Genomic DNA, 12,534 nt, shown 5'->3' on the forward strand with positions numbered 1-12,534 from the left:
ATGACTCGGCCTCTGTTCACCTCGCGAATGTGGGCACCGCCCGCCGCAAGGAGTCCCCGCCATGCACGTCCTCGACCTGCTCCAGCTCGACAGCCTCGGCCTCAACCTGCTCTGGGGCGAGGAAGCCCTTCTCGGCCAGGAGGTCATCGGGGTCACCGCCACCGACCTGGAGGAGCCCGGCCGGTTCCTGGGCCCCGGGGAGCTCGTGCTGAGCGGTCTGGTGTGGTGGTCGGAAGGCGACGAGGCCAAGGCGGATCGTTTCGTCACCGCCCTCGCCGACGCCGGAGCCACCGCGCTGCTGGCCGGGGAGGAGACCCACGGCAGGGTCCCCGACGAACTGGTGGCCGCCTGCCGGGCCCACCGGGTGCCGCTCGTGGCCGTCCCGGCCCGGACCAGCTTCCGCGCGGTGACCGAAGCGGTGTACCTGCGCCAGTGGGGCGATCTGAGCCGTCGCCCGACCCGGCTCTTCGCCCTGCCCGAGAACGTGCGCGGCGAACTGAGCCGGCTCGTCGAGGGCGGAGCCGGCCCCGCCGAGCTCCTGGACCGGGCCTGCGCGCACCTGGGCCGGGTGTCCTGCTACCTGCTCACCGCCAGCGGCCGCACGGTGGCCCGTACGCCGTCGGCCCCCGAGCTTCCCGCCCGGCAGGCTTCGGCCGCCTCCGCGCGGGGCGGGGTCTGGCTGCGGATCGAGGCCGAGAGCTCCCCGTACGACGCCTGGCAGCTGCACGTGCCCGACCCGGACGCGGCGCCTCCGCGCGTGCTCCACGAGATCGCCGACGTGCTCGCCCAGTGCCGCGGCGGCCAAGCCCGCCGGCTCGCCGCGGAACGGGCGGCCGGACAGGAGCTGACCGCCCTGCTGGAGGGGACCCCGGCGGCCCCCGCGCCGACGGACGCGGGAGCCCTGGAGGAGGCGCTCGCGGCGGCCGGGCTGCCGCCGGGCGGGCCGTACCGGGTCCTGACGGCGACCTCGGGCGACGCCCTGGCGGAGGCCCTGCGCCACCTGGACAACGCCTCGTACGCGGTGGGGCGTTCGGTGGCGGTGCTGCACGAGGACCCGGACACCGGGGGCGACGCGGCGGACCGGCTCCGCGCGGTGTGGCCGCTGCTGCAGCAGTGCGGGGGGCCGCAGGCGGACCTCCGGCTGGGCGTGGGGGCCGAGACCGCGGGAGCGGAGGGACTGCGCGCCTCGCTCAGCCAGGCCCGGTTCGCGCTGACGGCGGCTGACGAGGCCGTCCCGGTGCGCGAGGTCGAGCAGCTGGACACCCTCGCCGAACTGATGGCGGGGGTCCCGCCGGAGGTGCGGACGGTGTTCGCCGCCCAGATCCTCGGGGCGCTCGGGGACGGGATGCTGCGGGAGACCCTGGAGGTCTTCCTGGCGAACAACTGCTCCTGGGCGCGCACGGCGGAGGCGCTCCACCTGCACGTGAACACCGTGCACTACCGGATCGAGCGGGTGCAGGCCCTGACGGGCCGCGCCCTGTCCCGCCTCGACCACAAGCTGGACCTGTACGCGGCCCTGCGCTGCGGATGACGGAGCGCGGGCGCGGGCGCGGGGCGTCGGCCGGCAGGGGCCCGGCTACGCCAGGTCGATGTGGACCTCGGTGGACTTCACCCGGGCCGTCACCGTCGCCCCGACCGTGATGCCGAGCTCCTCGACCGACTCCCTGGTCACCAAGGACACCACCCGGTGCGGGCCCGACTGGATCTCGACCTGGGCCGCCACGTCGTCGAGCCGCACGGCGGTGACGATCCCGGCGAAGGAGTTGCGGACGGAGGTGACGACGGTCCCCGACGGCAGGGGATGCAGCCCGGCGGCACGGTCCTTGGCGAAGGCGGCGAGGACCAGCCCGTCGACGATCCGGGACCCGTCCGGGCCGCGGCCGGCCGGCAGCCGTCCGGTCTCGGCCCACCGGCGGACGGTCTCGGGGCTCACGCGCAGCAACTGGGCGGCCTGCCCCATGGAATACGACGGCACGCCCGCAGCATAGGCGGTGTTCCGCCGCTCGTGCCGGGCGGGATGCGGCGAGGCACCCGGGACGGCCGTCCCGGGTGCCTCGCCGTGCTGCCGCCTGCCTCCGGTCGCTACGGCGCCTGGCGGCACTGCCCCGTCCGGGGGCCCGTGACGACCGTGCCCGTCTGCACCGGCTCCGGCTCGTTGCCCTCGCAGCGCAGCGGTCCGGTGACCCGGTTGGCCTGGAACGCCGGGGCGTCCTCCCCGGCCCGCGGGCCGCTGCCGCGGTTGCCGTCGATCCGCACCGGTCCGGTGACGGTGTTGGCCGAGGCCTGCAGACCCCCGGTGTTGCCCACGATGCTCAGCGGCCCCTGGAACGTGTTGCCGGCGCAGCCCGCCGCCGCGTCCTGCGAGCCGATCAGTACATAACCGGCGGTGCCCGTGACGGACACCGGGCCGGTGAGGCGCGACCGGCAGACGCTCACGGCGAGAGCGCCGTCGGCCGAGACGGCACCCGTGACGCGCGCGTCCGACAGGGCGAGCGACCCGCCCGGCGCCACCGTCACCGGGCCCGTCTGGCTGCCACCGGAGGCGAAGCAGAGCGCCTGGCCGGCGCGCACGGTCAGGGCGCCGACGCGCGCCGTGGTGATGCACGGCTCGCTGAAGCCCACCGTGACCCCGGAAGGCGCCTCCGTCACGCCCGCCGTGTGGCTCGCGTCCCCGCTGTACGTCGCGGTGATCGCGTGGTCGCCGGGCTGGAGGGCGCCGGTGCGCAGCTGCGCGCGGCCGGCGTCCAGCGGGACGGTCGCCAGCGGGGTCGTCCCGTCGAGGAACGTGACCGTTCCTCCCGGGGTGTCCGCCGTCGGATTGGCCGAGGTGGCGGTGGCGGTGAGGGTGACGGCGTGGCCGAACAGCGGCGCGGCCGTGTCCGCGGCCACCGCGAGCGAGGCCCCGTACCGGAAGGAGACGACCGCCTTGCCGTTGCCCCGGTTGACGCCCTGGGCGAGGGTGACTCCGGTGGCGGAGGGCGCCGCGTAGCTGCTGCCCCCGCCGCCGGCCCCGGCGAGGTCGCCGGGCCGGCCGCCGCCGGAGCCGCCGCCACCGGCGAAGTAACCGCCGCCGCCACCGCCGCCGCCGTTTCCGCCGCCACCGCCGTTGCCGCCGGAGCCTCCGCTGCCGCGGTTGGGCTGGCTGCCGTACTGGTCGATGTCGCTGCCCGCGCCTCCCGGCGCGCCGACGGTGTTGTTGCGCGGTCCGCCCGCGCCGTGGGCGGACTGGGTTCCACCGCCGCCCGCGAGGCCGGACCCCTCCGGGCCGCCGCCCTGGCCGCCGGGCTGCGCTTCGAGCCCGCCGCCGTGGCCGCCGTGCAGCAGCGGCCCGCCGTTGCCCGCGCCACCGCCGCCGCCGGCCACCAGGATCCGGTCGGCGCCGCCGAAGTCGCCCGTCCGCAGGTCGCTCGCGCCGCCGCCGGAGCCGCCGCCGCCGTGGGCGCCACCGCCGCCGGAGCCGTGGCCACGGCCCCCGGGGCGTGCGAACTCGCCCTTCCGGGAGGTCCCCGAGCTGCCGACTCCGCCGACGGTGATCTGGAGGTTCTGACCCGGCGTGACGGCCAGGTCCGCGCGGGTCTCGCCGCCCAGTCCGCCGGGGGCGCCGTCGTTCGGGGGACTGGGGAGGACGAAGCCGGCCGCGCTGCCGCCCTCGGCGCCGAAGAGAGCGACCGTCACCGCGGTCGCTCCGGCCGGGACGGTGAAGGTGTCCGTGCCGACGGCGGCGTAGGTGCACGTGGGCGGCGCGGCGGTGAAGACGCCGCCCGTGCCGCAGGGGCCGGGGGCGGCCGGGGCCGCCGGATCGGCCGTCGCGGGCAGGGGCGCCAGCGCGGCGGCCAGCAGGCCGGCCGCGGCGGCGGCCTTCAGGAACTTCGATCGGTACATGCTCAAGAGGGTTCCAAACGGGGGTACTTGGGAGACGAGTGGTGCGGGCCGCAGCCGGCCACGACCGTGGCCGGCTGCGGCGACCGCGCTACGGGTGGCTCAGACGCCGTCGTCGGCGCACAGCGCCCAGGCGTCGGAGTAGGTGTTCGGGGAGCTGCCTCCACCGGTGTGGGTGAAGGCCGACCAGTACGAGGCCGTGGTGGTCCCGTCCGCGACCGGGTTGCCCCCGGAGTCGCTGGGGTAGCTGCCGTTGAGGTGGTCGCCCGGGGAGCCCGGCCCGGTGAAGTTCGTCGTCGTGACGGAGCCTCCGCTGATCGCGGCGCCGCCGCTGACCAGCTTGCCGTCGTTCTGGCCGCAGCCGACGGTCACGGTCGCGCCGCTGGTGGCGGAAGTGGGGCCGCTGACCTCGCTGAAGCGGACCTTGACGGTCGTACCGCTGATGTCGATGTTGTTGCCGCTGCAGATGGCGTACGCGTACGTGGTGTTGCCGCTGTCCCCGCCGCCGCCGTTCCAGCCCACCGCGCTCCAGGAGTCGGGGTTGGTCTCCCCGTCGGCCGCGGCCTTCTGGCCGTAGCCGTGGGCGGAGTCGTTGAAGCTGGCGATCGGCTTGAGGCTGCCGACGACGGCCGGGGTGATCCGGGCTCCGCCGCCGAGCAGCCGCGTGTTGGCCGGGCAGGTGGCGGTGACGAGGCCCACCGTCGAGCTGGTGGTGGGTCCGGCGACCTTGTTCATCACCACCTGGGTGTGGTTGATCAGGCTGCTGCTGAAGCACATCGCGTACGGGGTGCTGGAGAAGGAGGCGTTGACCGCGCCGCCGCTCCCGCCGATGCCGAGCCAGTAGGTCACGTCGGTACCGACGACTCCGGTGGAGCCGAGGTACTCGGTGCTGCCGTTGGGGCTCGGCGAGGTGCCGTTGATCTTGTTGCCGTTGGACGAAGTGCCGGTGCCGATGGCCTGGTTGATGCCGCCGCCGGAGATCAGGCCGCTGCTGCAGGCGGCGTTGGTCGTGATCTCGGAGAAGGTGGAGCCGGGACCCGAGGTCGCCCCGGGGGTCTTCACGGTCACGCCGACCGTGTTGGCGTACGCGCTTCCCGGTATGGCCAGGATGAGCAGGGCGCTCACGACCAGCGCCTTCCCCGCGGCGGAGCGCCGCAGAAGCATGTTCCTCATCAAAAATTTCCCTTTCGGAGTGGATCTCGGCTTGAGGCGGCCGGCCGGGGGCGCACAGCGGTGTCGCGGTACGGGTGCGGGGCCGTGGGGAGCGTCAGGGGCACCCCTGAGAGCACGGCGGCGAAGGGGCGTGGAAGCCGGGCGGGCCAGGTCGTGGGCCGCCGCGAGCTGACGGGCATGCGGATTGCGCTTGCGGAATGTATCAGTCAGATAAGCCTGCAAGTAGGGCTGATTCCATGAATTCGCCTAGCAGATGCAGTACTCGCCAGTAGCCGGTTTCGGGGGCGCGCGCGACCACCGGGCCGTGATGTGGGTGGCATGCAGGAACGGCGCGCGGGCGTGGCGGCGACGCCGAGAACGCACGAGGGCAAAGAAAAAGGCAAGGAGGTAGAACCACTCCTTGCCGCTCTCAACTTATAGCGCACCGGGGGGCTTGCGGCAAGGCCCCGGCCGTGAGGCAGACTTCGCGGACCGAGCTCCGACCTGGCGAAACGGGAGATCCACCACGTGTGTGTGCTGTTGTCGAATGATCAGTCGTGCGACCGCGGATCGGAGCTGATGCAGTGAACTCCCTTGCCACCACCAGTGCGTTCGACCTCCCCGAGCGCCTTGTCGCCAAGGCCGACGCGGCACTGATCGACCGCGACGAGCAGCACTTCGCGGCCATCTCGGAGAGCCTCGCGCAATCGATCGCCGAACTGACCGACCGCCTGGAGGCCACGCGCAAGGCGCCCGGCGGCATCGGCCGCGAGGCGATGGACCGGGACGCGGAGATCCACCGCCTGACCAGCCGTCTGCGCACCTTGCGCCGCTTCGGCCTGGACCTGTGCCTGGGACACGTCGTCGGTGCGGACGACGCCGAGCCCGTCTACATCGGACGCCTCGGCCTCACCGACAGCACGGGGCGCCGGCTCCTGGTCGACTGGCGTTCCCCCGCGGCCGAGCCGTTCTTCGCGGCGACCCACGCCAACCCGATGGGTCTGGCGAGCCGCCGCAGGTACCGCTGGACCCGCGGCCGGATCAGCGACTACTGGGACGAGGTGTTCACCGCCGACGGGCTCGAAGGGCACGCCGCGCTCGACGACCAGTCCGCCTTCATCGCCAGCCTGGGCTCCAACCGCTCGGAGCGGATGCGGGACGTGCTCGCCACCATCCAGGCCGACCAGGACGCCGTCATCCGGGCGGGATCCCGCGGCGCCCTCGTCGTCGACGGCGGTCCCGGCACCGGCAAGACCGTCGTCGCCCTGCACCGGGCCGCGCACCTCGTCTACTCCGACCCCCGCCTCGGCCACCGTCGGGGCGGCGTGCTGTTCGTCGGCCCGCACGAGCCCTACCTGGCCTACGTCGCCGACGTCCTGCCCAGCCTCGGCGAGGAAGGCGTGCAGACGTGCACCCTGCGCGACCTCGTCACCGAGGGGGCCGGAGCAGCGGTCGAGACCGACCCGGGCGTGGCCCGGCTGAAGGCGTCCGCCGACCTGGTGAAGGCGGTCGAAGCGGCCGTCCGCATCTACGAGGAGCCGCCGACCGAGGGAATGGAGGTCGAGACCCCCTGGTCCGACCTCTGGCTCAGCGCCGACGACTGGGCGGTGGCGTTCGACGCGGTGGAATCCGGCACGCCGCACAACGAGGCGCACGACCAGATCAGGGAGGAGCTGGCCACGATCCTGATGGACAAGGACGACAGCGACGCCCCGCCCCACCTGCTGAGGAGGGCGCTGCTGCAGGACCGGCAGCTGCTCAAGGCCCTCCACCGGGCGTGGCCGATGATCGAGCCGACCGACCTCGTCGCGGACCTGTGGTCGGTGCCCGCCTACCTGCGCAAGTGCGCTCCGTGGCTCGGCCCCGACGAGGTCCGCGCGCTGCAGCGCACGGACGCCCAGGCCTGGACGGTGTCCGACCTGCCGCTCCTGGACGCGGCCCGGCAGCGGCTCGGCGACGCGGAGGCCTCCGTACGCAAGCGCCGGCACGACGCGGCCGTCGCCGCCGAACGCGCGCGCCGGTCCGACGCCATCGACAGCCTGCTGCAGAACGTGGTGCTCGACGAGAGCGAAGGCGCGGTGGGCATGCTGCACGGGGCGGACCTGCAGGACACCCTGGTCGACGAGGACGCACTGCCCCGCGCCGAACCGGACCAGCTCGCCGGCCCGTTCGCGCACATCGTCGTGGACGAGGCGCAGGAACTGACCGACGCCGAATGGCAGATGCTGCTGCTGCGCTGCCCGTCCCGCAGCTTCACCATCGTCGGCGACCGCGCCCAGGCCCGGCAGGGGTTCACGGAGTCGTGGCGGGAACGGCTCGAACGGGTCGGGCTCGACCGTATCGACGTGGCCTCCCTGAGCGTCAACTACCGCACGCCGGAAGAGGTCATGGCGCACGCGGAGCCGGCCATCCGCGCCGTGCTCCCGGACGCCAACGTGCCGACCTCGATCCGCAGCAGCGGCATCCCGGTCGCCCACGGCTCCGTCGCGGAGCTGGACCAGGTCCTCGACACCTGGCTCGCCGCGCACGCCGAGGGGGTCGCCTGTGTCATCGCCACCGGCGACATCGGTGACGGCGGCGCGCTCCGGACCACGTCGCGGGTCCGGACGCTGGCGCCGGAACTGACGAAGGGGCTCGAATTCGATCTGGTCGTCCTGATCGACCCGGACACCTTCGGCGAGGGCGTCGAAGGCGCCGTCAGCCGCTACGTCGCCATGACCCGGGCGACCCGGCAGCTCGTGATCCTCACGAGCGCGTAGCCGGGGTCAGCGGCTGGGTGCCATGTCGTAGGTGACCCACATGGTGCGGGTGGCCACCTGGTCGTACTTCGACCGCGCGCGGTGGTTGTCGTCCGCGGTGATCCAGCGGACCACGCTCCAGCCGCGCTCGGCCGCGAGCTCGCGCAGGGCGCCGAGCAGCCGGTCGGCGGCGCCCGATCCGCGGTGTTCGGGCGCCACGAACAGGTCGTCGAGGAAGCAGCCGACCGTCGCGGAGAGCGGCCGGGCGAACGGGCGGTAGTGGGCCAGGCCGAGGAGGCGGCCGGAGGCGTCCTCGGCGACCAGGGCGCCGACCTCGTGGCCGGGGTCGTTCACCCAGGACCACACGGTGGCGGCCGCTTCCTCGGTCTGCTCCACCTTGTAGAAATCGGCGTAGCCGCGGTAGAGGGCGCGCCACTGGGCGAAGTCCTCGGCCCGTACGGCACGCACGCTGATGTCGGACATGTGGCGGGCTCCCGTGATCGAAGGAATGCGGTGGGGGAGGAGCGCACGGGCTCCTCCTTCGGTGCAGGGAATCGATCATGCGGGAGCCGGGCGCCGGCGGCAGGTGCCGGGGTGGCGCAACACGGACCCCCGGAGCGCCACCGTGGAAGGGTGGTCCCGAGGGCCCGGGCTGCTAGGCCCTGTCCGGGAGCTCGCGGGCAGGCCTCGCCGGGTCAGCCGTGGGGCTGGACGATGTTGACCATCCAGGTGATGCCGAAGCGGTCCGTGCACATGCCGAAGACGTCGCCCCACATCTGCTTCTCCAGCGGGACAGCGACCGCGCCGTCGCCGGAGAGCTTGGCCCAGTAGCCGCGCAGCTCGTCGGCCTCGTCCCCGCTCACGCTGATCGTGATGTTGTTCCCGGGCTTGATCTCCGACCCCGGTGGGTTGTCGGCGCCCATGAGCGTGAAGCCGTTGTCGGTTTCGAGCATGCTGTGCATGATCAGGTCGTCGGAGCCTCCGGCCTCCTTCCCGCTGCCGAAGTCGCCGTACGTGTTCACCGTCAGGGTGCCGCCGAAGACACCCTTGTAGAACTCCATGGCCTGCCGGGCGTTGCCGTTGAAGCTGATGTACGGGTTGAGGCGAGAAGGCACCGTATTTCCCCTTCGCGATGATGCGGAAATTTTGTGCCAGATTAGGCGAAGCCCCGCCGGTGGCGCGGCCCGACTCCCCGGCCCCGCGGCTGCTCTGCCGCGAGGGGATCGCCCCCATGTGTGCACATGGATCCCATTGTCATATCGGTGCGGTTCGCCTGCCAGCCGCCGCGCAATCACGGTGGCGTCCGCATAATGGGTGGAGGGATCGGCGGGCGGAAGGGGTCGTCTCGTGCCATCGGCTAGGCCGGGGGGCGAGGAGGTTCACGGCCCGTTCTGGTCCGAGCCGGGGACGCTGCTGGAGCACGTGCGCGTGGCCGTCTTCGGCATCGACGACCGCGGCCTCGTCTGCTACTGGGGGCCCGGCGCGGGGGAGCTCTTCGGGTACGAATCCGCCGCCGTCCTGTCGAAGCCCGCCGCCCTCCTCTTCGCCGACGAGGTCCGGGGCGAATCCGTCTCCGGTGCCGGGCTCGCGGAGAAGGGCCGGACCCTGGGGTACTGGCGGGGCCAGCTGAAGGCGCGGCACCGTGACGGCACCGCCTTCGACTGCGGCTTCCGGGTCTTCCCCGTCACCGGAGCCGGCAGCCGGCCCGTGGTGATGGGCCTGGCGAGCCGCAGCGACGAGCTCGACCGGGTCAAGACCAACCTCGCCTTCCTCGACGCCCTCTTCGAGACCTGCCCGATCGGTCTGGTCATGCTCGACCCGGACCTCCGGTACATCCACCTCAACCAGGTGCTCGCCGACATGGACGGCCTGCCCATCGAGGAGCACCTGGGGCGCCGCATGGACGAGATCATGATCATGTCCGACGGCGGCGAGTACGAGAACATGCTCCGCGCCGTCGCCCGCGGCGGCGAACCGGTCGTGGGGGCGCTGGTGGGCATGCGCCCGCAGGGACATCCGGACCGTGACCAGGTGCGGTCGGTGAGCTTCTTCCCGCTGAGCGAGGCGGTCGGCTCCCGCCCCGGAGTGGGCGGGCTGATGGTGGACGTGACGGACCGGGAACAGGCCATCCTCGAAGCCACCGCCAGCCGCCGGCGGCTCGCCCTGCTGGACGGGGCCTCCACGCGCATCGGGACCACCCTCGACGTGAACCAGACCGCCCAGGAGCTGGTCGACGCGTCGATGCCGGACTTCTGCGACGGCGCCGTCGTCGAGGTCGTGGAGTGGATGGACGAGTCGGAGGACTTCGACCCGGCGCGGCCGCTGTTCACCCGCAGGATCGCCTCCGGGACGATCCTCCCCGGGCCGGCGGTCGAGCTCGTCAGCGGGGTGGACAAGGTCCGCTACCCACCCGGCTCCGTCATGCACGACATGCTGCGCACCGGTTGCGCCGTCTCCGCCGTGGTGGACGAGGGGTTCCTGGCCCGGACCGTCACCATCGAGTCACGCGCCCGCCTCTTCGCCGAGAGCGGCGTGGCCGTTGTCCTCGTCGCCCCGCTCATCGCCCGGGGCACCGTGCAGGGCATCGCCATGTTCGGCCGGTCCGCGGGCCGGCCGCCCTTCACCCAGGACGACGTCAACCTCGCCGGTGAGCTCGCCTCGCGCGCCGCGATCTGCCTCGACAACGCCCGCCTGTACTCCCGCGTCCAGGACATCGCCCTCACCCTGCAGCGGGCGCTGCTGCCCACCGCCCTGGCGAGCAGCCCGTACGTGGACGTCGCCCACCGGTACGTGCCCGGCAGCCGGATCACCGAGGTCGGCGGCGACTGGTACGACGTGATCAACCTGCCGGACGGCCGGATCGCGCTCGTGGTGGGCGACGTGATGGGGCACGGGGTGTCGGCGGCCGCCGCCATGGGCCGTCTCCGCATCACCGCCCAGGCCCTGTCGCGGCACGACAGCGAGCCCGACGACCTGCTCACCGAACTCGACGAGTGCGCCCAGGAGACGGGCATCGAGCTCGCGACGTGCCTGTACATCGTCTACGACCCGCGGACCGGACGCGCCCGCATCGCCAGCGCCGGGCACCCTCCGCCCCTGGTGCTCCACCCGGACGGGAAGGTGGAGACCGTCGACGAGGTCCTGGGAGTCCCGCTCGGCGTCGGCGGCTGCGCCTTCCGGGCGACGGAGGTCGAACTGCCCGAGAACGCGACCCTCGTGCTCTACACCGACGGCCTCGTCGAAGCACGCGGCCGGGACATCGAGGCCGGCCTGGACGCGCTGCGTGCCGAACTGGGCGGGGAACAGGGCCCGTTGGAGGAACTCGCGGATCACGTCCTCGCGCGTCTCCTGTCCGCCCCGCCGACCGATGACACCGTCCTCGTCCTCGCCCGGGTCCACCGCACACCGTGAACGCGCACTACGATCACGAGACGGCAGGAGCGGCCCCGCCGAGGCGGGAGCCGTCGTCACCCACGGCCGAGGAGACCGCTCTTGTCCGACGAGATCACGCGCTGGTTATCCGCGAACGCACGGCCCCTCACCAGCCTTTCCGCCGGCGCACCGTACGAGGATCTGTTGCCGTTGCGCGAGGTCCTGAAGGGCGTGCGCGTCGTCGGCCTCGGTGAATCCACGCACGGCACAAGGGAGTTCTTCCAGCTCAAACACCGGCTGCTGGAATTCCTCGTCCGCGAGGCGGGGTTCAGGGCGCTGGCGATGGAGGCCGGCGAATCGGCGGCCCTGGCCGTGGACGCCTATGTGGCGGGCGCCCCCGGCGACGGCGCCCGACTGGTCTCCCGGCTGGGCTTCTGGACGTGGCGGACCCGGGAGATCCTCGCGATGGTCGAGTGGATGCGGGAGCACAACCGTACGGTCCCGGCGGACGAGCGGGTGCGCTTCGTCGGCATCGACCCGCAGTGCTGCGCGGACTCGGCCGCCGTGGTCGGGGCCTTCCTGGAGGAGGCCGCGCCGGCGACCGCCGCGTCCGTACGGGAGGTCCTGGGCGTGCTCGCCGCCTCCCGGCCCGGATCGCGGCCGGACCCGGGACGACGTCTCCACGAGGAGGCCCGCGAGCTGGCCGGGTTCCTGCGGGAGCACCGCGCGGACCTCGCCGCCCGCACGAGTCCCGAGGCGGCCGATGACGCGGTCCGGCACGCGGGCATCCTCGTCCGGTGCGCCGATCTGATCACCCGGCCCCTGAAGATGAGCCCCGGGGAGGAGAGCCTGTACGCCGTCCGGGACCGCTTCATGGCCGAGGCGGTCCACGCGCTGGTGGACGGCACGGCCGGCCGGGTCGCCGTATGGGCGCACAACGGGCACATCGCCAAGGGCACCTACGGTCCGGGAGTACCCGCACTCGGGAGCCTGCTGCGCCGCCGCCACGGCGAGGCCTACTACGCGCTGGGCCTGCTCTTCGGGAAGGGACAGTTCCGGGCCCGCCGGGGCGGCGACACCACCGGCCCGGCGGTCCGGCACCGGATCGGCGGCGCGGGCCGCTCGGTCGAATCCCGGCTCGCGGCCGCCGTGCCGGGCGACTACCTGGTCGACCTGCGGGGCGGGGCGGACCATGCGGCACCCGCCGTACGGGAGTGGCTGCGCGGCCCCGGCCTCCAGCGCAGCTTCGGTGCCAACGTCCCCCGGTTCACCTACCGCTTCCACGTCGCACCCCTCGTACCCGCCGAGGAGTACGACGGGATCGCCTTCGTGGCGAGGTCGACGTGCTCCCGCCCCCTGCCGTGATCTCGCCGCGGTGACAGCCGGTACGCCC

9 protein-coding genes are annotated in these 12,534 nt (G+C 73.4%); 4 read left to right on the plus strand and 5 right to left on the minus strand.

Features of this window, described 5'->3' with window-relative positions; all coding sequences use genetic code 11:
* The first annotated feature begins 61 nt into the window (after window positions 1-61).
* Entirely contained in the window at window positions 62-1,531 is a 1,470-nt protein-coding gene (locus tag ACIPYQ_RS23735; protein ID WP_401254482.1) for a PucR family transcriptional regulator, read from the plus strand.
* A 45-nt stretch (window positions 1,532-1,576) separates the two neighbouring features.
* On the opposite strand, the gene ACIPYQ_RS23740 is transcribed toward ACIPYQ_RS23735, so the two are convergent.
* From ACIPYQ_RS23740 to ACIPYQ_RS23750, 3 genes are all read right to left on the minus strand, one after another.
* Entirely contained in the window at window positions 1,577-1,975 is a 399-nt protein-coding gene (locus ACIPYQ_RS23740; protein WP_383577757.1) for a molybdopterin-binding protein, read from the minus strand.
* 107 nt (window positions 1,976-2,082) lie between these two features.
* Complete coding sequence (locus ACIPYQ_RS23745; RefSeq protein ID WP_401254485.1) at window positions 2,083-3,882, minus strand: Ig-like domain-containing protein; 1,800 nt, start codon at window positions 3,880-3,882, stop codon at window positions 2,083-2,085.
* A 99-nt stretch (window positions 3,883-3,981) separates the two neighbouring features.
* On the minus strand, window positions 3,982-5,052 hold the full coding sequence (locus ACIPYQ_RS23750) for a hypothetical protein (RefSeq protein ID WP_401254488.1): 1,071 nt from the start codon (window positions 5,050-5,052) through the stop codon (window positions 3,982-3,984).
* Window positions 5,053-5,615: 563 nt separating this feature from the next.
* Here ACIPYQ_RS23750 and helR point away from each other — a divergent pair.
* Window positions 5,616-7,790 (plus strand): RNA polymerase recycling motor ATPase HelR, encoded by a 2,175-nt coding sequence (gene helR, locus ACIPYQ_RS23755; protein WP_401254491.1) that lies wholly within the window; start codon window positions 5,616-5,618, stop codon window positions 7,788-7,790.
* A gap of 6 nt (window positions 7,791-7,796) precedes the next feature.
* Here the strand turns inward: helR and ACIPYQ_RS23760 are convergent, their stop codons facing one another.
* Together ACIPYQ_RS23760 and ACIPYQ_RS23765 are read right to left on the minus strand one after the other, a co-directional pair.
* On the minus strand, window positions 7,797-8,252 hold the full coding sequence (locus tag ACIPYQ_RS23760) for a GNAT family N-acetyltransferase (protein ID WP_361769335.1): 456 nt from the start codon (window positions 8,250-8,252) through the stop codon (window positions 7,797-7,799).
* Between the two features lie 212 nt (window positions 8,253-8,464).
* A complete protein-coding gene (locus ACIPYQ_RS23765; RefSeq protein ID WP_401254495.1) occupies window positions 8,465-8,884 on the minus strand; it encodes a VOC family protein in 420 nt (139 codons plus the stop codon).
* Window positions 8,885-9,116: 232 nt separating this feature from the next.
* Between ACIPYQ_RS23765 and ACIPYQ_RS23770 the strand changes: the two genes are divergently transcribed.
* Window positions 9,117-11,180: a SpoIIE family protein phosphatase gene (locus ACIPYQ_RS23770; RefSeq protein WP_401254498.1), complete on the plus strand. Its 2,064-nt coding sequence runs from the start codon at window positions 9,117-9,119 to the stop codon at window positions 11,178-11,180.
* Window positions 11,181-11,261: 81 nt separating this feature from the next.
* Window positions 11,262-12,506 (plus strand): erythromycin esterase family protein, encoded by a 1,245-nt coding sequence (locus tag ACIPYQ_RS23775; RefSeq protein WP_401254501.1) that lies wholly within the window; start codon window positions 11,262-11,264, stop codon window positions 12,504-12,506.
* Window positions 12,507-12,534: the final 28 nt, after the last annotated feature.

Source organism: Streptomyces sp. NPDC090045, assembly GCF_044747975.1.
In the GTDB taxonomy this organism is placed as follows: Bacteria; Actinomycetota; Actinomycetes; order Streptomycetales; family Streptomycetaceae; genus Streptomyces.

Bases quoted from the DNA above. Each gene is read 5' to 3' on its own strand.
- ACIPYQ_RS23745 (WP_401254485.1), bottom strand. From the start codon at position 3,882: ATGTACCGATCGAAGTTCCTGAAGGCCGCCGCCGCGGCCGGCCTGCTG.
- ACIPYQ_RS23735 (WP_401254482.1), top strand. From the start codon at position 62: ATGCACGTCCTCGACCTGCTCCAGCTCGACAGCCTCGGCCTCAACCTG.
- ACIPYQ_RS23750 (WP_401254488.1), bottom strand. From the start codon at position 5,052: ATGAGGAACATGCTTCTGCGGCGCTCCGCCGCGGGGAAGGCGCTGGTC.
- ACIPYQ_RS23760 (WP_361769335.1), bottom strand. From the start codon at position 8,252: ATGTCCGACATCAGCGTGCGTGCCGTACGGGCCGAGGACTTCGCCCAG.